Source organism: Pedobacter jaeyakensis, assembly GCF_054461315.1.
The window spans coordinates 3,282,703-3,304,588 of the sequence record NZ_CM136921.1; the positions used below are offsets into that span (position 1 = coordinate 3,282,703).

At 38.1% G+C, this 21,886-nt stretch carries 28 protein-coding genes; 6 read left to right on the forward strand and 22 right to left on the reverse strand.

The genetic code is table 11. The features are described from left to right. Window positions 1-18 precede the first annotated feature (18 nt). The 11 genes from cysM to ACXZ1K_RS14655 all read right to left on the reverse strand — a co-directional run bounded on the left by cysM (window position 19) and on the right by ACXZ1K_RS14655 (window position 8,382). Window positions 19-891, reverse strand: coding sequence for a cysteine synthase CysM (gene cysM, locus ACXZ1K_RS14605; RefSeq protein WP_458970408.1), 873 nt, complete (start codon window positions 889-891; stop codon window positions 19-21). 1 nt (window position 892) lies between these two features. Then, window positions 893-1,705, reverse strand: coding sequence for a serine O-acetyltransferase EpsC (gene epsC / locus ACXZ1K_RS14610; RefSeq protein WP_458970409.1), 813 nt, complete (start codon window positions 1,703-1,705; stop codon window positions 893-895). Window positions 1,706-1,746: 41 nt separating this feature from the next. Next, entirely contained in the window at window positions 1,747-2,148 is a 402-nt protein-coding gene (locus ACXZ1K_RS14615) for a DUF3037 domain-containing protein (protein WP_458970410.1), read from the reverse strand. Further along, window positions 2,114-2,911 (reverse strand): HipA family kinase, encoded by a 798-nt coding sequence (locus ACXZ1K_RS14620; protein WP_458970411.1) that lies wholly within the window; start codon window positions 2,909-2,911, stop codon window positions 2,114-2,116. Before ACXZ1K_RS14620 ends, ACXZ1K_RS14615 begins: the two co-directional genes overlap by 35 nt. A gap of 80 nt (window positions 2,912-2,991) precedes the next feature. After that, window positions 2,992-3,678, reverse strand: a complete 687-nt coding sequence (locus tag ACXZ1K_RS14625) for a lycopene cyclase domain-containing protein (RefSeq protein ID WP_458970412.1) — start codon at window positions 3,676-3,678, stop codon at window positions 2,992-2,994. Between the two features lie 2 nt (window positions 3,679-3,680). Further along, entirely contained in the window at window positions 3,681-4,133 is a 453-nt protein-coding gene (locus ACXZ1K_RS14630) for a sterol desaturase family protein (protein ID WP_458970413.1), read from the reverse strand. A gap of 14 nt (window positions 4,134-4,147) precedes the next feature. Further along, window positions 4,148-4,672 carry an isopentenyl-diphosphate Delta-isomerase gene (idi, locus tag ACXZ1K_RS14635; protein ID WP_458970414.1) on the reverse strand — a complete coding sequence of 175 codons (525 nt, stop codon included), beginning with the start codon at window positions 4,670-4,672 and terminating at the stop codon, window positions 4,148-4,150. Next, window positions 4,669-5,166, reverse strand: coding sequence for a hypothetical protein (locus tag ACXZ1K_RS14640; RefSeq protein WP_458970415.1), 498 nt, complete (start codon window positions 5,164-5,166; stop codon window positions 4,669-4,671). The genes idi and ACXZ1K_RS14640 overlap by 4 nt, the downstream gene beginning before the upstream one ends. Beyond that, window positions 5,163-5,999 carry a phytoene/squalene synthase family protein gene (locus ACXZ1K_RS14645; protein WP_458970416.1) on the reverse strand — a complete coding sequence of 279 codons (837 nt, stop codon included), beginning with the start codon at window positions 5,997-5,999 and terminating at the stop codon, window positions 5,163-5,165. The genes ACXZ1K_RS14640 and ACXZ1K_RS14645 overlap by 4 nt, the downstream gene beginning before the upstream one ends. Window positions 6,000-6,002: 3 nt before the next feature. Next, entirely contained in the window at window positions 6,003-7,493 is a 1,491-nt protein-coding gene (locus tag ACXZ1K_RS14650) for a phytoene desaturase family protein (RefSeq protein ID WP_458970417.1), read from the reverse strand. Then, on the reverse strand, window positions 7,483-8,382 hold the full coding sequence (locus ACXZ1K_RS14655) for a MerR family transcriptional regulator (protein ID WP_458970418.1): 900 nt from the start codon (window positions 8,380-8,382) through the stop codon (window positions 7,483-7,485). Before ACXZ1K_RS14655 ends, ACXZ1K_RS14650 begins: the two co-directional genes overlap by 11 nt. Window positions 8,383-8,466: 84 nt before the next feature. Between ACXZ1K_RS14655 and ACXZ1K_RS14660 the strand changes: the two genes are divergently transcribed. Beyond that, complete coding sequence (locus ACXZ1K_RS14660) at window positions 8,467-9,201, forward strand: DNA-formamidopyrimidine glycosylase family protein (RefSeq protein WP_458970419.1); 735 nt, start codon at window positions 8,467-8,469, stop codon at window positions 9,199-9,201. Here the strand turns inward: ACXZ1K_RS14660 and ACXZ1K_RS14665 are convergent. From ACXZ1K_RS14665 to ACXZ1K_RS14705, 9 genes are all read right to left on the reverse strand, one after another. After that, on the reverse strand, window positions 9,198-10,553 hold the full coding sequence (locus ACXZ1K_RS14665; RefSeq protein WP_458970420.1) for a PhoPQ-activated pathogenicity-related family protein: 1,356 nt from the start codon (window positions 10,551-10,553) through the stop codon (window positions 9,198-9,200). The two genes, ACXZ1K_RS14660 and ACXZ1K_RS14665, sit on opposite strands and share 4 nt — an antisense overlap. A gap of 150 nt (window positions 10,554-10,703) precedes the next feature. Then, window positions 10,704-11,630 carry a bestrophin family protein gene (locus tag ACXZ1K_RS14670; protein ID WP_458970421.1) on the reverse strand — a complete coding sequence of 309 codons (927 nt, stop codon included), beginning with the start codon at window positions 11,628-11,630 and terminating at the stop codon, window positions 10,704-10,706. A gap of 10 nt (window positions 11,631-11,640) precedes the next feature. Beyond that, window positions 11,641-12,126, reverse strand: coding sequence for a hypothetical protein (locus ACXZ1K_RS14675; protein ID WP_458970422.1), 486 nt, complete (start codon window positions 12,124-12,126; stop codon window positions 11,641-11,643). 85 nt (window positions 12,127-12,211) lie between these two features. Further along, window positions 12,212-13,570, reverse strand: a complete 1,359-nt coding sequence (locus tag ACXZ1K_RS14680; RefSeq protein ID WP_458970423.1) for a HAMP domain-containing sensor histidine kinase — start codon at window positions 13,568-13,570, stop codon at window positions 12,212-12,214. Then, a complete protein-coding gene (locus tag ACXZ1K_RS14685) occupies window positions 13,554-14,249 on the reverse strand; it encodes a response regulator transcription factor (protein WP_458970424.1) in 696 nt (231 codons plus the stop codon). Before ACXZ1K_RS14685 ends, ACXZ1K_RS14680 begins: the two co-directional genes overlap by 17 nt. 59 nt (window positions 14,250-14,308) lie before the next feature. Next, window positions 14,309-14,641 (reverse strand): hypothetical protein, encoded by a 333-nt coding sequence (locus ACXZ1K_RS14690; RefSeq protein WP_458970425.1) that lies wholly within the window; start codon window positions 14,639-14,641, stop codon window positions 14,309-14,311. 96 nt (window positions 14,642-14,737) lie between these two features. Further along, on the reverse strand, window positions 14,738-15,337 hold the full coding sequence (locus ACXZ1K_RS14695; RefSeq protein ID WP_458970426.1) for a cupin domain-containing protein: 600 nt from the start codon (window positions 15,335-15,337) through the stop codon (window positions 14,738-14,740). Window positions 15,338-15,495: 158 nt separating this feature from the next. After that, a complete protein-coding gene (gene azu, locus ACXZ1K_RS14700) occupies window positions 15,496-16,023 on the reverse strand; it encodes an azurin (protein ID WP_458970427.1) in 528 nt (175 codons plus the stop codon). Window positions 16,024-16,091: 68 nt separating this feature from the next. After that, complete coding sequence (locus ACXZ1K_RS14705) at window positions 16,092-16,706, reverse strand: competence protein CoiA family protein (protein WP_458970428.1); 615 nt, start codon at window positions 16,704-16,706, stop codon at window positions 16,092-16,094. 230 nt (window positions 16,707-16,936) lie between these two features. On the opposite strand from ACXZ1K_RS14705, the gene ACXZ1K_RS14710 reads away from it, so the two are divergent. Then, complete coding sequence (locus ACXZ1K_RS14710) at window positions 16,937-17,521, forward strand: RNA polymerase sigma factor (protein ID WP_458970429.1); 585 nt, start codon at window positions 16,937-16,939, stop codon at window positions 17,519-17,521. 4 nt (window positions 17,522-17,525) lie between these two features. On the opposite strand, the gene ACXZ1K_RS14715 is transcribed toward ACXZ1K_RS14710, so the two are convergent. Next, complete coding sequence (locus ACXZ1K_RS14715) at window positions 17,526-17,846, reverse strand: hypothetical protein (RefSeq protein WP_458970430.1); 321 nt, start codon at window positions 17,844-17,846, stop codon at window positions 17,526-17,528. Window positions 17,847-18,133: 287 nt separating this feature from the next. Between ACXZ1K_RS14715 and ACXZ1K_RS14720 the strand changes: the two genes are divergently transcribed. The 4 genes from ACXZ1K_RS14720 (at window position 18,134) to ACXZ1K_RS14735 (ending at window position 20,855) form a co-directional block, all read left to right on the forward strand. After that, window positions 18,134-18,628 (forward strand): hypothetical protein, encoded by a 495-nt coding sequence (locus ACXZ1K_RS14720; RefSeq protein ID WP_458970431.1) that lies wholly within the window; start codon window positions 18,134-18,136, stop codon window positions 18,626-18,628. A gap of 14 nt (window positions 18,629-18,642) precedes the next feature. After that, on the forward strand, window positions 18,643-19,272 hold the full coding sequence (locus ACXZ1K_RS14725) for an ABC transporter ATP-binding protein (protein WP_458970432.1): 630 nt from the start codon (window positions 18,643-18,645) through the stop codon (window positions 19,270-19,272). After that, window positions 19,269-20,447 carry an ABC transporter permease gene (locus tag ACXZ1K_RS14730; RefSeq protein ID WP_458970433.1) on the forward strand — a complete coding sequence of 393 codons (1,179 nt, stop codon included), beginning with the start codon at window positions 19,269-19,271 and terminating at the stop codon, window positions 20,445-20,447. The genes ACXZ1K_RS14725 and ACXZ1K_RS14730 overlap by 4 nt, the downstream gene beginning before the upstream one ends. A 168-nt stretch (window positions 20,448-20,615) precedes the next feature. After that, entirely contained in the window at window positions 20,616-20,855 is a 240-nt protein-coding gene (locus ACXZ1K_RS14735) for a hypothetical protein (protein WP_458970434.1), read from the forward strand. Between the two features lie 21 nt (window positions 20,856-20,876). On the opposite strand, the gene ACXZ1K_RS14740 is transcribed toward ACXZ1K_RS14735, so the two are convergent. Beyond that, window positions 20,877-21,881: an SPFH domain-containing protein gene (locus ACXZ1K_RS14740; RefSeq protein ID WP_458970435.1), complete on the reverse strand. Its 1,005-nt coding sequence runs from the start codon at window positions 21,879-21,881 to the stop codon at window positions 20,877-20,879. Between the last annotated feature and the right edge of the window lie 5 nt (window positions 21,882-21,886).

Consider the following 21,886-nt stretch of genomic DNA (forward strand, 5'->3'; position numbering starts at 1 on the left):
CAATCGTTATCGTGCAGGTCAACCGAATAGGTCACTGCTCAAATACCGGTCACCACGGTCGCAAGCAATAAAAACAATTAAACCGGACTCCAATTCCTCCGCCAATTTCAAAGCACAGCATAGTGCCCCGCCTGTGCTCATGCCAGCAAATATACCTTCTTTTTTTGCTAGCTTTCTGGCCATAGCCGTCGCATCCTGTTGCGAAACATCCATTACCCTATCCACACGGCTCGCATCAAATATTTTAGGTAAGTAAGCAACCGGCCACCTCCTGATTCCTGGAATTGATGATTCTTCTGTAGGCTGACAACCAACAATTTGTACATCCTGATTTTGTTCTTTTAAAAACATCGAATTTCCCATAATGCTTCCGGTAGTTCCCATAGCACTTACAAAATGAGTGATCTTACCCTCAGTATCCCTCCATATCTCAGGCCCTGTTGTTTTGTAATGCGCCAAATAATTATCAGCATTTGCAAACTGATTTAATAAGTAATAACCATCAGAAACTCCTTTCTCTTCTGCATAATCCCTACAAGCCTCGATGTTGTCTAACAAAGTTACTTTAGCGCCGTAAGCTTCCATGGTAAGCGTGCGTTCTCTTGTGGAATTTGATGGCATCACCAACTCTATCTCCAGATCATACATACTGGCAATCATGGCAAGTGCAATACCAGTGTTCCCACTAGTGGCTTCAATCAGTTTAGTTCCTTGTTTAATATCACCACGCTCAATAGCACTTCTAATCATATTAAGGGCTGCCCGATCTTTCACGCTACCACCTGGATTATTGCCTTCCAGTTTTGCATAAATTTTAACAGCCGGATTATGATGCATACGCGTTACCTCTACCAGGGGCGTGTTGCCTACAAAGTCAATGATGCTACCCATACTAAATTGTATTTTTTGTTTCTACTACTTTAACTGTTGACTGATGATAAACTGTTGAATTGGCAGGAACGCTTTTAGTTAACCAAACATTACCCCCTATTACACAAGACTCGCCAATAGTGGTATCACCGCCAAGTATTGTAGCACCTGAATAAATGATCACGTGATTCTCAATTGTAGGATGCCGTTTCGTATTTGCTTTGTTCTTGTCAACGCTTAATGCTCCCAGTGTAACTCCCTGGTACAATTTTACATGATTTCCGATAACAGCGGTTTCACCTATGACAATTCCGGTTCCATGATCTATAAACAAATGTTCCCCAATTTTTGCCGCCGGATGAATATCTATCCCCGTCACAGAATGTCCATGCTCTGTAAGTATCCTTGGAATTATTGGTATGTCTGCATTCAATAAAGCATGTGCTATGCGATACAAAGCAATTGCCAGGAAACCAGGATAGCTCCTGATCACCTCAAATTCACTTTTCGCGGCCGGATCGCCATTCAATATAGCACTAATGTCCGTATTCATTTTTCGATACAGTTCAGGCAACTTAGCAAAAAAAGCCTCAGCAATGGCATCATTGTCACAATCTTCACATACTTTGGTGGCATTTAGTATGCGCACTAATTCTTTTTGCTGTTTTTGAAACAAGCGTTTAATTTCATTTACAGAGTAGTCTGGGGTGGTTAACCGCTCAGGATAAAGCAGATTTAGCAGGTTCATGGCCCATTCCGAGATTTCAAAATTAGAAGGAACGGCTTCTATCAGACTCTGTTTATGGTGTAAATGATAGTAAAAATCCTCATTCATATGATTAGTAGTATTAAAATCAATGGGTTAGTGTTATACAATTAGGGCAGCAAAACCATCTGTTTATAAAGCTTAACGAGCGTTTCATCGGGATTAAAACAATACCCGGGATGAACCCTTGAGGTTTGTATTGTTGTACTTCTTACCGCCGTTAACCATCTAAATCTGGATGGCACATCAAGTAAAGCGATGGGACCTCCTCGTTTATCTCCGGTACAAATGAATTCGATAGCCTCGAGGTGTGGTTTTAGCTCTAACTCATCAAATAACCCGTTAAAAGAAGAAAGCCTCCTTTGATCCAATTGATAAAAAATCTTCAAAAACTTTTGTTTCGAACAATATAGTATTACACCAATATTTACAAATTCATCACGCTCTACCTGAGGCACCCAGCGGATTACCGCATACTCATACAATTGCTGTCCTTGCATTATTGGCCTCATTAATAAAAGTGTGAGAATTTGCGATACGAAGCAATAGAAAATTTACATAAATGGCACGCATTTCTTCTGCGGTCTCAGTGGAAGAATCATTTACAAGGAAGTCATCTGGTACCAATGCTACAATTGAACTGATCACTTCTTTGGAAAGCAGCGATTTGAATTCCTCATCAACGTCCGCTAATAACGATGCCTGAGGTAGTAAAACGTGATCTTTTATCAGTGTAAATGGCTTAACAGCCTGTTCTTCCCAATTACCCAAATTGTGATGAAAATACAAACATGCACCATGGTCTATTAACCATAATTCTTTATGCCATATTAACATATTGGTATTACGAGGAGTACGATCCATGTTTGTCAGCAAGCAATCCAACCAAACGATCTGGGAAGCCAGCTTTGGATCTATTTTCACAACCGCCGGATCATGAGTAATAGAACCTGATAAGTAATGAAGACCTAAGTTGAGTCCCACACTTGCCTTCAATAAATCCTGGATTTCCTCGTCAGGCTCAGTTCTGCCAAACGCCTCATCAAGGTTGACATAGACAATTTCAGGTACCCTAAAACCTAATATACGTGCCAGTTCCCCTCCTATTATTTCTGCAATAAGTGCTTTTGTCCCCTGCCCTGCGCCTTTAAACTTAACCACATACAGAAATTCGTCATCAGCCTCTGCTATTGCGGGCATTGATCCACCCTCCCTAAGTGGGGATACATATCTGATAACATGAACAGATCTTAAACTAGCCGGGACTTGCTTCATGGCCTGAAATTAGACCAAAAAAATGATAAACAGGTAATGAATAAAAAATATGACTGCAAATTAATAGAACAAAGCTAAATCTACACTTGTGTTTTTAAGAGCCTTTTGTAGATGATCAGATTCATTAAAATGAGTGCCATCCCATAAAATATGTCTTCGACTGGTATAGTCAGCAATCTAATACCTATAATCTCCTCACTATTGTACCACACTACCGGAGCTTCAAGGCCGGTTCCCGTTAATAAACCGTTGACGATAAAAAATGGCAGGAGCAGCACGAGATAGATCAAATAAAACTTGCCCAGCCAAACCACCTTTATTACATATTTTGCTAAGACTAACAAGCTTGCTAAAGTAATAAAGGTAACCATCGGGTATATGTGACGGTGATTTATTGCACCGAGCGCTGTAAATATCAATATCAGTGAAATGGTCAATAAATTTTCTTTTGGAGGGCGTAAACCTTCAGTAAAAAGCAAATCCAAACAATGGTAAGTAAATACACATGAATAAGGGATGCAAAGAAAAAATAACACCTCTTCAACCGGTAAATTTGAAATGTTAACTCCAATAAGGTAATCAGGATTGAAACCCCATACTGATATGCTGGTAAAGTAGATGTCCCAAGCAATAAACAGTAAACCTGTAATCACAACAGCTGGAAAAAAAGCCTTCCAGGTTTTATAGAAATTAAGCTTCGGGTGGAAGGAAAATACAAAAGGAACTATGATTGTAAAGAAATCAATTAAGAGGTAAGTGTACTTCATAGTTATCGCTTACCCTTAATCTCCAAAAAGTATTTAAAGGGAACCCATAACATCCCAAAACATTCTCCGTGATCTTTGGTAAGGTGCTTATGGTGCATTTTATGTGCCCGTCTTATCGCTTTAAAATACCAGTGATCAGAATTCCTAAAAACTTTAAATCTTTGGTGGATGAAAATGTCGTGCACAAAAAAGTAAGCAGCACCATATAAGGTAATTCCTATTCCAATGCATAGGGCTACGTAATTGTTATAGAATGATCCGAGGGCTAGACAAACTATACCTGGTATCGCAAATATCAGAAAAAACGAATCATTGAATTCTAAGAAGCCTTCAGTATCCTTTTTATGATGGTCCTTATGTAAAACCCACAAAAGACCGTGCATTAAATATTTATGTGTTAACCAGGCTACTCCCTCCATACCGATGAAGGTGCCTGTGACTATTAAAAAATTCATTAAAAAGGTCATAGCTAAAATAGTTTTGAATAAGCTTGTTCAACTTGGTTGAAACAAATCTTCAACCAATCCGTATACAATTCAGGGTGGACCGCAATTTCTTTTGAAAGATCAGCCAAAGTAATGTATCTATAGCCAGCAACCTCTTCCTCATTAATTTTTGGCAGATCATCGCAGATACCAAAAAATACATGATCCAGTTCATGCTCCGCAATTCCATCATTTAAATCAGCTTTATAGGTAAAGTTAAAGACGTATTCCAGTTTACAACTCATACCCATTTCTTCTCTTAACCTTCTATTGGCCGCTGCGAGGTTATCCTCCCCCAAGCGTGGATGACTGCAGCAGGTATTCGTCCACTTCCCTCCTGAATGATATTTATCAAAAGCACGCTGTTGTAATAAAAGCTCACCTTTATTGTTAAAGATAAATACAGAGAACGCCCGGTGAAGCTTACCCAAAACATGTGCCTCAATTTTATCCATCGTTCCAAGAATATTATCTTCAACATCAACGAGTATTACTTTTTCAATTGTCATTTTAATTTTTTCAATTCTGTAGTTGTGAGTTTTGCCGACCCAATCATATAGGTAACAATTCTCTCTTTTAATTTTTGATCTTTTAAATCGTTTAAACCATTCAGCAATATCATTTTATCTGTTTCTATCTCGTTGTTGTATCCCAGAAATCCAGGAAGATTACTCTGAATAGAAAATCGTAAAAACCGCTGTTCCAGATTACCTGGATCAAGTTTAATAGATTGTTCGATAAGCGACCTGCCTTTATAAAACCTAGCCAGCTTATTAAACGGATTAAATGTATGTTTAGCCTGCATCATTTCTGCAACACCTTTATAGCAAACTAGAAGTGGACTAGAACTAATATCAATGTCCTTAAGAACTCTTGAAAACTTTTTTGCAGCGTTTTTGTCGTCTGCCGACTTATAAAAAAGGATTCTCAATTCCTCCGCTTGTGGTTCGTCAAAGTTAAATGACGTCATCGCAAACATCGATATCAAGACCAGCAGTTTCATATGGCATTCATTTTATAACGCAGTACTGAGTCGAACATTAAGCTAAACTTGTGGCGATTGGAAATTCTGATGCGCTCATTCATTACCTTTTCAGCCGTACATTTCTTAATCTTATTAAATAACTCTTTGTAATAGATATATGCAAGATAGACACCATTTCCGGAAGTCGACGGCAATCTTTTAATCCCCTCAAAACCATCTTTGAAATCCTGTTCTATGTCTTGCTCTATTAACACTTTTTCTGCATTAGTGAATTTAGAAAGGTCTAAATTAGGAAAATAATTACGACTCAGAACTTGATAATCAGCTTTTACATCCCTCAAAAAGTTTATCTTCTGAAATGCAGAGCCGAGTTTCATGGCCGAATACTTTAACCGTTCATAATCATCATTATTTCCGTCGGTAAATACCCTTAAGCACATTAATCCAACAACTTGCGCAGATCCGAGTATATACTCATTAAATTTTTCCGGCGTATAAATGGTTTCCCTCAGATCCATTTTCATGCTCTGCAAAAATAACTCAATCAATTCAAGATCGATTCCGTAATCATTAACTACCTGTTGGAAAGAATTTAACACAGGGTTCAAGCTAATCCCGTGATCGATCGCTTCCAGGCAATCTGCTCTAAACTTTTTAAGCAAATATTCCTTATCATAGTCATGAAAACTGTCTACAATTTCATCCGCCAGCCTCACAAAACCATAAATGGCATAAATTGGATCACGTAATTTTTTATTTAGGAAATATATACCTAACGAGAAACTGGTACTGTAACTTTTTGTAGTCAACTTACTGCAATCCGCAGATAGCTTGTCAAATAGCTCTTTCATAAATTAATCGTTTAAATAGTTTATCATTTGTAATGCAGAAACATTTCCGGAGATTATCGATGGAGGAACTCCCGGACCGGGAACGGTTAGCTGACCTGCGTAAAACATCCCATGGATTTTTTTATTCTTTATCGACGGTTTAAGATTTGCAGTTTGCATCAGCGTATTGGCCAAGCCATATGCATTGCCTTTAAATGAATTGTAATCGGTTATGAAGTCCTTAACACAATAGCTCCTGTTATAGTTGATTTCTTTTCGTATGTCATTTCCTGTAAAGGCTTCCAATCTATCCATAATAACATCAAAGTACTGAAGTCGAAGTGCTTCGGAATCAGTAAGGTCAGTTGCAATCGGCATTAGGATAAAAAGGTTTTCATGTCCCTCAGGTGCCATACCACCTTCTGTTTTAGAAGGACAGCAAACATAGAACAATGGGTTAGAGGGCCATTTTGGCGATTCATAGATTTCTAAAGCATGCTGATCTAAGTCAGCGTCAAAAAATAAACTGTGGTGCTTAAGTCTGCTCACTCTTGTTTTAACACCCAAATAAAAAATTAAACAGGAGGGCGCCAGGACTCGGGAGTCCCAGTATTTCTGAGAATAGTTGCGGAACGGCTTATCTAACAGCTTTTGTTCTACATGTTGGTAGTCGGCAGCAGCAATCAAACCGCTATAAACTTTCTTATGCTTGGTCGAGATTACTTCTATTAGCTTATTGTCAATTTCTTTAATCCCTTCAACTGAAGTGCCAGTATAAAAATTTACGCCTTGCTGCTCAGCTATTAACTTCATAGCATCCACAACTTTACCAAAGCCACCTTTTGGATACCATGTTCCCAATTTTAACCCTGCATAATTCATCAAACTATATAATGCAGGCGTATCTTTTGGCATAGCACCGAGAAATAAAACAGGGAATTCCATAAGCGCGATTAGTTTAGGGTTTTTAAAAAACTTACGTACATGCTTACTGAACGATGTGAATACCTGTAATTTAAATACACCCTTTACGAGATCCATATCCAGAAACTCTTTTAGACTCAATCCTGGCTTGTAAACCAATTTTTCGATCCCCACCTGATATTTAAATTCAGCTTCCATCATAAAATCTTTCAATCGTGCGGAACTTCCTTCTTCAATGGATTCAAACAGTTTGCAGAGCGATTCAAAATCTGCTGGAACATCCAGTACATCATCGCTTCCGAATACGACTGAGAACCCTGGATCCAATAATTCCAACTCATAAAAATCTGAGACTTGATAACCAAAATCGCTAAAAAACTTTTCAAAAACATCAGGCATCCAATACCAGCTAGGTCCCATATCAAAGACATAGCCATTATCAGTGATATGTTGTCTTGCTCTTCCTCCAACTTCTGTATTCTTTTCATAAACATCCACCACAAAGCCCTGCTTAGCTAAGTAACAAGCACTGCTCAGACCGGCAAATCCCGCACCTATAACTGCTACGTTTTTATTAGATTTAGCTACCATGTGATATTCTTTTGATTTCGTTTTCTAAATCGGATATTCCCGTGTAGCAGTCTACATTTGATAAAAGCGCATTCTCATCAATTGCTTTAAGATTTCCAGCTACATGCACTTTTTGTTTTTCAAAAATCCTTCCCAGCTCACCCAAATATGATTCCGCTTGTGCTGAGGGTCGACTTCTTACCATAAATACCAATACATGATCGATGTGATTGCATCTAATTACGTCGTAAGCAGACTCCAAAGGAACCTTCGCGCCAAGATAAATAACTTTCTGACCTGATGCCTTTAACAAGTAATTGGCAAATAACAATCCTATTTCATGATCTTCATCTTCAGGAAGAAATAGCAGCCATGTAGATTCCGGTTTGGATACCGTGTCAATTTCGCTGATTGACCGATAAAGGCGCTGCCTGATCAAGCTTGATAAAAAATGTTCACGCGCAGGACAAATATTGTCCTTGCGCCACATCAGGCCCAGTCTAACGAGCATTGGATAAATTACATTCAAATAAGAAGTTTTTAGATTATGCCTGATAATGCAATGACTAAGCAATTCTTCAAACTGTTGACCGTCATAATTCAAACCGTAACTCAAAAGCCGAGAAATATAATATTCATAGTCCGCATCATTAGATGCCGTCTGTTCAATCTCTTGTTGCAGTAAAGAATTCATATCACCTTCTGATAAAGCACACACTTGAGATATTTTCAAACCCGACTGACTCAGGCTTACAATGTTTAATAATTTTCGAAGCTGATCGTCACCATACAACCTGGTGTTCCCAGCGGACCTCATTGGTTCAAGTGCATTATATCTTCTTTCCCAGATTCTGATGGTATGCGAACTTACACCAGTTAACTGCTCAAGATCTGAAATAGAATAGGTCATTATTGTCTAAATAATATGAATTATATCTAGACAAACATATTAAAGATTATGATGTTTTCCTATTATTCCTAAAATTGTTACCGTATGCCTGAAGGACCATCAATACTAATTTTGAAAGAAAAACTTCAATCTCATCATTTAGAAGGAGATACAATCGAATCTGCTAGCGGTAATGCTGATATTGAAATGGATAAAATTATCCACAAAAAGATTCTGAGATTTAAAACCTGGGGAAAACACTTTCTAATTTGTTGTGATGGTATCACAATTCGAATTCATTTGATGATGTTCGGTACTTACCTAATTAATGAACGTAAAAGTACGCCGCTAAAGCTTCGACTTACTTTTGATGATGTGGAATTGAATTTCTATACATGCATCGTTAAACTAATCGAGGGAGATTTAAATAAGGTATACGACTGGAGTGCCGACATCATGTCGGAAAAATGGAATACTGTTGCCGCCCTGAAAAAAATCCGTATGAAGCCAAAAAGTTTAGTTTGTGATATCTTGCTGGATCAGGAGATTTTCTCTGGTGTTGGAAATATTATAAAGAATGAGGCCTTATACAGAACTGGAATTCATCCATTGTCAGAAATTGCTTCAATTCCTCCTAGAAAACTTAAAAGCTTGATTGAAGATACTCGGACGTACAGTTTTGATTTTTTAAAATGGAAAAAAGAAAATACGTTAAGCAAGCATTGGAAAATTTACTCTAAAAAGATTTGTCCCCTTGGCCATGAAGTTGATAAAATCAACGAAGGCAAAAATAAGCGATCATCATTTGTGTGCCCGAAATGCCAAAAGCTTTACAGCTAGTATAAAACCTTATTATCAGTCATGAAAACCCTGGTGCTTTCGGTGTATTCGCCACCATTGGCATCTTTATATTTCAGATTAACATAAAATGCACGGTATCCAGATTCAGGGAACCCTTCCAGTGCTTCAACTTTTGCCTGATGACTAATGCCCAGACTTTCTGATGTCCATTTGTCATTCCTGAAGTCCATGTCTGGAGAATCTGAATGCCACACAACCACATCAACCAATTTATCTGCGGTAGCCTGTATTGTGAGCTTAACGCCTTTGCTGCTAACTGTTGATGTCCAGTTACAAACCGGATAGGGACTTTTTTTCAATGTATAACCAAAAAACGCGCTGAGCGTTGTTAAAGCCTCTGTCCCATCACCAAGACTATGCCCAACATTAGGTATATATTTGATTAGATTTTGACCAGGTATGCTGTCGTAATAATTCTTAATATTATCTATTGGCCAGTATTCATCGTTGGTACCCATTATTATCATTTTAGGCATCGTTAGCATCTTTTTATAAGAATATGGATCAATCATTGTCGTAAGCGCATTGCTAGTCTCGGTACCCATTTCCTGAACCAATCCGAGTTTAACATAATCTTCAATTTGAATACTATAATCCTTCCAAACCTTAATTTGGTATTTCATGCTTACTGGCATGTTTAACATATCTATCACCATTGGCGCAATTGCTGTTACCCTCTTGTCTACCGCGCCGGTTAACCAAGTTGTCCAGCCTCTTTTCGATGCACCAGAAACTACGAATCTTCTAATTGTCTTACTCAATTTTTGTCTACTAAATTCCTGAACGGCAGACATTGCGCTTGTGGCAGATTTTACCATCGGAAACAACAATGGCCAGCTATAATCTCCATCATTCTTAAAGTTATGCAGCGTGTAAGAAATTAATGCATCTTCTGTTAAACCACTATATAAAGGTTGATTTGGCGTCTGTCTCAGAACGGCAACCACAGCCTTATTCTGCCTTGCTAACAATCCCATTCCAAATATTTCCCGATTATTACGGTCTGTCCAATTTGGTACTCCTTCTTTTCCAACGCTACCACCAGTAATAAACAATAAAGCCCCATCGTACTTAAACCCCTTTGGTACCAGAATTGTAAGTTGGTGTGTCCAGGTACTTTCTCTCCATTTTTGGGAAGTCAACAATAGTGTATAAATGCTCACATCTTCTACGGTAAATGAATCCTTAACTGACCATTTATAGGTTCTATCACCATTATCTATATAGCGTTTTAAGGCCGTTGCTGGTGTAATAGCAGTTTGCGCTAGTCCGACAAAACCAAAAAACAAGAAACTTAAGTTAACTGCAGATTTAAGGAGAATTGATTTCATATTATTAAGGTATTCTTTTGGTAACCTTAAACATAAGATATTTTATGATAAAACAAATCCTGATTTGTAGATGCAGAAATGATGTTTTAAAAAAGGCAGTCTTTACTGATAAAGACTGCCCACACGCAACATTTGGTTAAAAAAGGATTTTTATAAGATATAAAATACTGATGATGCCTTTTGAGTAGCGCCAAGCTTTTCTTCTTGTTTGAAATTTTCTTTCAACATCTGCCTGATGTCGCGCTCAATAGTTTGGGCGATAGTGCTCGTCGGCGTATCTGTAGGCTTATTTTCAAAAGGGTCCTGCAGGTGAATGGCCATTTTCTCGATTAGCAGAAATGAAGATGCAATCGCAATTACCAATGGAACTTCGACAATACCAAAAAACTCAATTAATCCAAATGGCAGTAGCAGGATAAACAGAACAAGAGAGAGATGAATGTAGATTGAATATGTAGCAGGAAAAATGGTATTCTTAATCCGTTCGCAGCCCCCCATTTCGTTGGAAAACCGAGTCAAAGTCCTATCCAGCTCTACTTGCTGATATTCATTGATCCAACCAAGTTTATAGGCAGTCCTGATATCTTCTCCCTGTAGTTCTAAAATCGCCATCGGTACGTTGGTGTAAGCGCTAATCGTTACCAGGTCTTCAGAAGACAAGAAGCGTTCCAAGCCGTAAAGAGGATCCTGTCCGCGTAAATGTCTACCCAGACTGTAACACCATGCAATTTGTCGCTTTGCCATCCGTTGGCATAATTTATAAGCATTTTCGTCCTCATAGGGCGTGGTTACGAAGGTAAGAAGTTGCCTCGTTAACGTTCTTGAATCGTTTACTATTGCACCCCATAATGTTCGCGCTTCCCACCATCGGTCATAAGCCTGATTAGATTTAAAGGCGAGTAAGAGAGATATGACAGTACCCAAGATTGTAGGTACTGCAATTGGTATTGATATTCTGGTAAAATGAAAACTGTTATACATGATGGCTATGAGCACTGCATAGGTAGTAACAAAAGCGATTTCCTTCCAGATCTTTCCAAAAATATAGGAAACAGGTATATTATTTCGTAAAAGCATAATTATAAGTTTAAACAGCTACTAATTCTTGTTCATTAATCTTTTTGTTTTCTGAGCCTTCTAAAACTTTCGAAACTGACTTCTGCACCCTTATAACGGGTAAACCACTTCGCTCAATAAGAAGCGCTGTATCAAGACTTGATTTGTTAATCTTCCCAGGAGCATAGTTTGGTTGTTCAAGTACAGAATTGATCTCGTACTCTTCCAGGAAATTTCTGAACATACTTAGGGTGCTACCGTATAAGAAATCAATCTTGATCTTTACATTTGGAAATGTCCTTTTGATTTCAGTACATCCATTGTAAAATTCATCACTTACTATCTCAAATTCTCTGCTTCTTCTTGCCAGCATGAGCAAGTCTGAAATAGAATCTGATAATTTAAAAACGTGTACAAAATAGAAGCTGAGTTCTTCATTTTTAAGTTGTTCACAAACTGCCGGAATACAAGTTAGACTGGCTGGTTTAAAATCTGTGGGTATTAAAATGTTTTTCATGGTGATAGTGATTAGTTAATTATTCAATTGACTAATGCAATACTACCTTTGGAGTATTAGAATGGCATAAGGAACTTATTAGAATTTAATTAGAATTTATTGGAAGTATGATTTGAATCTCAGTTCCTAAATTCTCCTCAGATCGGATTCCGATACTGCCCTTGTGTAGCCGGATAATGTTTAGTGTTAATGGCAAACCAATTCCATAGCCCTTAAAATCTCCAGTATTGGATGCTCTGAAAAAAGGTTCAAATATATGTTGTTGTTCTTCAGCAGGTATTCCAATACCAATATCTTTTACTGAAATCAATATTCGGCCGTTTTCAACACTTATGCTAATAGTAACGGCGCTATTATTGGAATATTTACAGGCATTAAGAATAATGTTGCTTACGGCAAGCTGCAAAAGGTTAATATTTCCGCTGGTATATAAAAGCTTTTCATCTGCGGGCATTGAGGAAAAATTAATATCTAATATGCTCTCCGGTTCGATTTTCTTTACAGCATCTGCCACATTGATAACTAGTTCATCTATTCTGATCACTTCCCAACTCTGCTTTTGCCCATCGAATCCACTCTGAGCCAATCCAAGAAGGCTACTCAGAATATTTATCAACTTTTCTGCTTCTGAAAGAATTGTTTTTACAGAACTTGCTGCTTCAACGCTCAATCCCTTATTATTTGCCAGTAATTCAGACTCGCTCGTTATAATCGTTAACGGTGTTCTTAATTCATGAGAGGCGTTGCTAATAAAATTATTTTGCGTTTCAAAGGCGGTCTCTAAACGTGTTAACATGTTGTTAAAGGTAAGCACCAATTCAGCAAGCTCGTCTTTACTATCCAGTTCAGCCAGACGTGAATGAAGATTATTGGCCGATATATTCTTAACACTTTTAATGATGGACTGCACAGGTCTTATCAGATAAGACGAAAAAATTTTTGCTGTCACATAGGTCATCAGCATAGAAATTAAGAATATAACCAACAGGAAACGTTTTAACTGCTCCAGTTCCTTGAAACCATAAGGATCTTCTGCACTAACTATTACCATATAATTACCTTGCTTAACTTTAAAAAAAGATCCAGCATAAAACTGGTTATCTTCATTGTACCTGGCTTTACCCTTATTAATAATTTCGTTGTAGAATGAATCATTAAGCTGCAGAGGTTTGATAAACCTGTTTCCCTGATTAACTTTAATTACATATTCCCGTTCGTTTGCCAGTTTTTCCAAATATTGAATCCTAACTTCCTCATACGCTTTTGATCTTTCGTCAGGATGCACTTGGATTTCGGCAGCCAAATTGACCCTTGCCTCAAGCCTTTTAAAAAAATCTTCGAAAGTAAAGTCAGATATAAAATAAAATATAGACGCATTAAGCAGGATCAATCCCACAGTTGCAATCATAAAGAAAAGTAAGGTAATCTTAGTCTGTATCTTCATTACCAGTTGCCTTAAATAGGTATCCCATACCAAAAACGGTATGGATGAGTCTCGGTAAACCAGGAAGGTCAATCTTTTTCCTAAGGTAATTGACGTAAACATCTACCACGTTAGTCCCCATATTAAAATCAATGTCCCAAACGTGTTCCAGTATCTGAATTCGCGACAAAACCCGGTTTTGATTGCTTACGAAATAAGCTAAAAGTCGGTATTCTGTAGCAGTCAGTTGGACAGGCCTTTGATTTAAACGAACTGTTTTTGAAACTAAATCAACCTCCAATGCACCAACTACAACTAAGTTTTTTGGAATGGCATTACCTTTACTCCTCCTAATCAAAGTTCTGATTCTAGCTTCCAGTTCAGCAAATTTGAAGGGTTTCGCAAGATAATCATCTGCACCACTATCTAAACCTGTTACTACGTTTTCCGTACTCGATAATGCAGTAAGCATCAATATTGGAATAATTTGATCTGTCTTTCTAATCTCCTTACAAATTTGAATACCACTTAACCCAGGCAGCATTAGATCCAGAATGATCAAATCAAATTCATGTTGAACAGCCATTTGCAAACCAGTAACCCCATCAACAGCCGCGCTTACCTCTATACCAGATTCCGCTAGTCCCCTAATTATTACCGACACCAGACCAGGCTCATCCTCTACCAATAGTACTTTCATTTAAAATATCGAGCTTGAGCTAAAAAATTAGAATTTGTAAGGTGATATCGTTTGCAACGCTAATATAAAGTAAAATGTTTGTTCAAAAATTCTGCAATAGAATTTAAATAGATTTCAGGCACTTCACTACAATTCTTGTTTTCGAGGGGATGCTGTCCAGAATTGTATTTTTCTATAAACACACCGCTAGAGGGGTCATATTTTAGATAACCCAAATCAAAATACCTTTCTACAATGTCGCCATGATGATCAATCGACCCAAAATTCATTTGCTTAACAGTCAACGTTAATTTGTTCAGAAGAAGCCAAACAAATTTCTCTTGATGTTTAATTTCCAAAATGCAAAGTGAGGAATTATCCAGAAAACAAAGACATTCAAATTCAGCAGTCATATCTTATCAATAAAATCGAGGACAAGATTACAATATTCAAGCCATTTCCAGTATATCCGCAGGCATAAAATTTTATAGATTATTTTATGGCGGGCATTAGCTTTTCACATACTGTACAATTGCCATCACTTTAGGAGTGACTAGGTTAAAGTGATGAACAGAATTTAGAGGGATTTCCATAAAATCTCCGGGAATCATGATACGTGCCTCTCCCTCGATAGCGCAAATACACTCTCCTTCCAACAATAATAAACTTTCGTATTCATCATCATGAGTTTCTTCCAAAATATCTTTTGATGTAATCACTAGCAGTTGCGTCACACGGTGGTCTTTACGCAGAACCTTGATTGCACTACCGCTATCATCTGGCTCCATATCGCTATATTTACTAATTACCGACAGCCAATTGGTATAATCAGAAAATTTATCAATCAAGGGAAGATCGGTTAATCTCATGTTCTTTTCTTTCTGCAGGTTATGGAGTGCCCCCATAATTCTACTTTTCACACCTTTCCCGGGAGTTTTTACCTGCGAAGACGCATAGGCTTCAAGGGCCATATAGATAAGCTCAAGTTCCTCACCAAGCTCCATATGGACAGCCAGCATCTCGTCTACCTCTCGCTTCTCTTGTTCAGTTAACAAGTTGAGCGCATAGAGTTCCAGAATGCCACTTTCAATATATTCTCTTAGGTTCACGATGTGTTTTGAATAGAGCGATTTAACAAACTAATATACAGTATATTTCACCTGCATTCCAATAGTTTTATAAAGAAAATAAGACCGAATTAATATATCAAAAAACCAAAAACAGCCCTCTAAAAGAAGGCTGTTCTCAAAAATTCGAATTGATAAGGTTACTCAACTACAAGAATACCCTTCATCATCGTGTAATGACCAGGGAAAGAACAGATATAAGTATAAGTTCCCTTTTCAGTAATGGTAAAAGTAATGGTATCTTCCTCTCCTCCACCTACTAATTTAGTGTGTGCAATGATTGAGCCTTCTTCTGATTTAGGAATGTATTGAGTATCCTTTGCCTGAAGTGCCTTTGATGCAAAAGCATCAACATCGGTACCCGGTTTTAAAACCACAACATTATGCCCCATCGCTGTTATTGGAAATTTACCGGTATGCTTTAAGGTCAATTTAATAGGTTGTCCTGCAACTGCTTTAAGCTCAGATAAATTGTACTTCATCTGATCGTTTGCCTCCAGCGTTAGTACAGTTTCTTTGGCGGCTTCCGGTACAACAATAGAGGAATCTACAACTTTTACAGTACTAGAATCCGCTACTGATGCATCCACCTTCTTCTCACTGTTGCATGCAGTAATGGTAGCTGCCCCGAATAACAAAAAAGAAAGAAATTTAATTGATGTTTTCATGTGTTTAGTTTAATTTTATGTTAATAAATACGATAGATATTACTGGCTAAATGTAACCAAAATTAAGTTTAAGCAGGCAAAAACTGTTGTATAAATGATTTTTTAGATATCATGTGCAAGTATGGATAATCACCAGACAGCTGTCTGCGTAATTTAATCTGATAAAGAAAATGCCCGCCCAGATCTACAAAAATCGGAGCTTTTGATTTTAGCCATACCCTATGGGGCTTTTTCCAGCAAAATGAATAATACGAACTCGAAAATGCTACATGCCTTATTTCTGGATGATGAAAATTCAATACTTGCGGCTTTATGATACCAGCCATCACTTCTATTTTCCTGATCATCGAGAGGTGATCAGTGTGCCTAAACTCATAATCAGCCAGGTTTGGATCATCTACATCAGGCAGATGCTTAAGGATACGGAAGCCCCCAAACTTTTTACCATTAAGTACCCAAATTAAGTTGGAATAATAAGCTTCTCTACTCAAAAGCTCAGCAGCAGTAATTGGCGAATTTTGAAATTCTATGGTGGTCCCGCAATGGGTATAAACATCTGCTCTATGCAATTCCCCAGTGAGAGAATTGGTGGTGCAGACCTCCCGAAAATCTTTTGGAAATGCCAGCTTCCAATCCTTGTGCCAGGCCGTTTCTCCAATAAAACGCGCAATTTTAGGCTCCATTTTCTTAAAAAAGATTAATTTCTTTAACAAAATTAAAGTAAATTTTAAAATCCAAACAAAATATTGCTAATAAAATTAGCGTATTAGTTCAGCAGAATAGCAACCTTTTTAACTGCTTCTACGTAAACGATTTATAAAACAATGTGGAGAAACAAGGGGTTTACTCTTAACCGGAATAATAACTATTTAAGGCCTAAGATTTGCCATGTATTTAATCTAACCGAATTATAATGAGCTCACAACCAAATAGCAAAAGATCGATCATTTCTTCACCAGGAAATGTTCCTTCTGATGTGGAAAAAGAGCTTATTGAACAATTACGGATTAGAGACCAAAAAGCACTTTCTAAATTATATAAACTTTATGCTCCGGCATTAAAGGGTGTAATTAACCGAATCGTGTCAAATGAAGAGCTAACAGAAGATTTGTTACAGGAGACTTTCGTGAAAATCTGGAACTCGTTCCATCAGTACAAGGACGCTAAGGGGCGTTTATTTACCTGGTTGTCTACCGTGGCTCGGAATGTCGCATTGGATCAGCTAAGACGCAAAAGTCATATCAATAACAATAAGAATGTAGATATTGGGGAGACATATGATGAGGTGGATGTACTCCGAGCGAGTTCTTACAATACTGATACTATTGGTATTCGCGGCTTAATGAGAATGCTTAATCCTTTACATAGAGTTGTTTTAAATATGGTATATTTTGAAGGCTATACCCATACGGAAGTGGCAGAAGCCTTAAGTCTCCCACTTGGAACAGTAAAAAGCAGGGTTAGGTTTGGACTGATTGAAATGAAGAAGCTGTTTTAAGTGCTTAAAGTTTAGATTTAAGATTTAGAATACTCCCCTTCCAAAGAATATATCCTGATTCAGCACATAATTTATATACTACTTCTTCAATTATCGAAGGAACATCATTCACAATTTTCCAGCGTACTGCATAGCTTGAACTGTAACTTAGCCAAACGACCAGATCTTCACAGTCTTGCTCATACTCCAAGCGGTCTTTGAGAACCGCAGCCATTTCCCGAGCTAAGCGATTCAGCCTATCATCCATAACCTTTTTCAGAGGTAAGGCAACACCTGGTTGCGGTTCGTTTATTGCCAGTACGGTAATTGTTAGCCTAGTTGCCATTATACTACAAATATTAGCAAAATGCTTTGTTGCACCAAGTTTTACAAGACATATTATTGTAATAAAGACAGTATATGCTGAATATGAGGGAGATGATTTTCAATTTGCAACTTGCTAAAACTAAATATCTATTTTAAAATTACAATTGCTATCTTAGTCCTATCGTTTTCCCCTATTAAGAACGACATCATCGTTTCCCGGAATTCGCCAGGAAAACCTGGTAATTCCGTCTTAAGGGAGATCGACTGGGAGCAAAATTTTAAAACTTAGCAATTTAATCGATACCAGTGGAAATCAGGGAATATATAGAGAGTGGCATCTTGGAGACCTATCTTTTAGGAAGTGCCACCAAAGACGAAGCCAGGGAATTGGAGCGGCTAAAATTTAAATATCCCGAAATACAAAATGAACTCCACAAACTGGAAATGGAAATGGAAAATCTTGCTCAGCAAATGGCTATCACCCCTCCTCCTACTGCCTGGCTAAAAATTGAAGATCATATTGTTAATGACTTAATTAAACGGAACAATGCGTCAAACCCTACCATTCAGGTACATGCTAGAACAAAGGAGAAAAGCTATTCTTCACCTTCTCAAAATAATTTTATAGAAGTTGAAGGCGCATCCAGTCATATGCGCATTCATAAATCATGGAGATGGGTTTTGGCAGCTGTATTTGTACTGGGAAAAATCTTCCTTGCTTTTGCAATTTATTATTTCCTGGAAAATAGACAGATCAAACAGGAATTGAATGAGCTTAAGCTTGAAAACCACAGAAAGTAAATATTAAATCTGTTATGGTTTCATTAAAATCTCTCAGCCACCATTACTCAGGTAGCCATAAGCTCAATTTTGCTGATTGGCAAATTGAAGAAGGCTCTAAATGGTTGCTTCTTGGTGCATCAGGTAGCGGAAAAACAACGCTTCTACATATTTTAACTGGTATTTTAAAACCTACGCAAGGCGAAGTAAACATAGCTGGAACTGCTATTCATACCTTGTCGCCTAAACATTTGGATCAATTCAGAGGGCGTCATATTGGCATCGTTTTTCAACGCCCGCACCTCATCAAAAGCCTGACTATACTCGATAACCTGTTAATGGCGCAAAGCTTCGCAGGACTTAATCGAGATACCACACGTGCAATCACAGTTCTGAAATCGCTCGGACTTGGAGGCAAATCCGACTCATACCCTAAAGAGTTAAGTCAGGGCCAGTTACAACGTGTGTCCATCGCGAGGGCTGTTATCAATAAGCCGTCACTATTAATCGCCGATGAGCCAACCTCTAGCTTAGATGACAACAATGCAAGGGCAGTGTTGAACCTTTTACTTGAACAATCTGAATCAAACAAAGCAACGCTAATTATCGCTACGCACGATAAAAGAGTAAAGGATGCATTTTCAAATACTTACGAATTGTTATGAGTCCATTCAAGATTAGCTGGAAAAGTGTTTGGTCTAAACCCCTTTCGTCCGCATTAAATATCCTCCTTATAAGTTTTGGAACCGCCATACTAACTATTTTGTTGCTGGCCTCTACGCAGATCAGCAACAAATTAGAGAACAACTCGAAGGATATAGATTTAGTTGTAGGAGCTAAAGGAAGTCCACTCCAACTCATTTTAAGTAGTATTTATTATATCGATTTCCCGACCGGTAACATTCCGTTGAAAGAAGCAATGGAACTGGCACATAGTCCCTTTGTTAAAAGAGCAGTCCCACTAGCCCTTGGCGACAACTATAACGGAACTCGCATTGTAGGGACAGATAGTAACTTCGTTAGCGTTTACAAACTGACCGTTGGGTCTGGAAAATTTTGGAATCAAGATTTCCAGACAACTATAGGTAGTAATGTCGCAAAAATCCAAAATCTTAAAGTTGGTGATAAGTTTTACGGCGCCCATGGTTTATCTGGGAGTACGGATGTACATAGAGACCATCAATATGTCGTTACCGGAATACTCACTTCTCAAGATAACGTTACGGACAACCTAATTCTTACAAATGTGGCAAGTGTATGGAAAATGCACGGTGATGACCATGGAGATGCTGATGAAAAAGAACTTACCTCCCTATTAATCCAATACCGCTCCCCTATGTCTGTTGTCATGTTTCCAAGACTGGTCAACGGCTCTACCAATATGCAAGCCGCAGCACCTGCTCAAGAAAGCACAAGACTTTTTTCACTAATTGGAGTGGGCATAGACACACTGCAGTGGTTTGCTATTCTTATAATGATCATTGCCACCATAAGTGTATTCGTAAATCTCTACAACTCGCTAAAAGAAAGAAGCTATGATTTGGCCATCATGAGAATACTTGGTGCATCAAAATTTAAACTTTTCAGAATAGTCATCATCGAAGGTGTCTTATTAACCGTAATTGGAACGATCATTGGTCTCTTTCTAGGCCATCTTGTAATGGAAACGATTGGTGCATTTCAAGAAAGTACTCAGGCGCGGCTAACCGGGATTATTTTTCTAAACAGTGAATGCTGGCTGATCGCATCTGGAATGATCATTGGCATCATTGCTTCACTGATTCCTGCCTTACAAGCCTACCGCACAGACATTTCTAAAATCCTCGCCAAAAACAATTAGGAGAGTTCCTTGTTAATTTTTTATTATCGAAACATATAGGGGATTATATAATTTGATAAGTCAATTTTTCCATGCAGGCTGCTCGAAAGGCAGCCTGTTTTTATAATAATTGTAAAATCTTAGCTAATAAGCTAAAAAGGCACGGATTTTGGACACATTGAATTATCTATGAAAACAAAGCTAATATCCGAAAAATTGCCCCATTTGGTGGACTACGCACTCGCCATTGCAGTGCATAACGTACCTGGTATGGCTGAGGCCGACAGCGACACAAAACAACTTTATCAAAAGCTTGCGAAGGAAATGTTGCTTTCCGAATTAAAAATCACCCAGATGAATGCTACAAGGCAGTTCAGAAACCTTTGTAAGATTTCCGACGGCATGTTTCACAAACGTGCAAAACGCTAAAATTTAGCCAGATGCAATAGCTTACATTCTTCCCAGTACTTCCTTTTTCTTATTGTCAAACTCTTCCTGTGTCAATATCTTTTCATCCAGAAGGAGTTTTAATTTTTGCAGATAAACAATAGGATCTGTTGATGTGCTAAAGGAAACCAGTTCGTCTTTTTTGTTTTCCAATTCCCTAGCCATTTCCATTCCGAACCCCAGTTGTAAACCAGCCCCCGCTAATCCACCCTCATTGCGGGCAGCATCTCTCAGCGCCCTAAGCTTTTCTAATTCCAAATAGCTCAACCCGCCTTCAGCCGCAGCACGGCTTTCTGCAGTAATGTCTGCTATCTTCCCAATCCGCTCCTGTGTTTGCTTGTCAAAATTCGTTCCTTGTATTTTAAAGTCCTTCAATTCCAATCCTAAGATCATAAATTCAGCATTCAATTTCTCTCTTAGGCTGGAAGAAATAGCATCCAGCTGGGCATCTATTTCAATGTACGACAACTTTAACTGCGCTAAGAGAGAAGTGAGCGCCTGCGGTAAGCGTGACATCAGCAGGTCTTTTGAATCTCCAACCGTATATACATCACGAGAACCAACGACATCTCTAAAAAACGATAATGGATCAGCAATGCACATAGTGTAATTGCCATACATTCCCAATTCTACAGGTAAATTATAGGTTGCATCCATATATTTTACGGGCGAAGCTGTACCCCAGGCCTGGTTTACAATTGCTGCTTTTCTATAAAAATAGATATGTGCTTTGTGTTCGCTCTCAAAAGATTGCATGTATTTCGAAAGCGTAGTTAGGAACGGAATATTATCTGTTTCAATGCCATATATCCCCTCTTCACTCAATATTCCAGTAACCTTACCCTCGTATACTAAAATACAACCTTGACCCGGTGAAACAGTTAGCTTACTATCATCCTTGATCTCCGATGTAGGTACTGGAAATTTATACAGCAACACCTCCGGTTGCTGATCTTCCCACTCAATAACGGTTTTTAATTGCTTTCTAAAAAAATCTCCTAGTCCCATATATT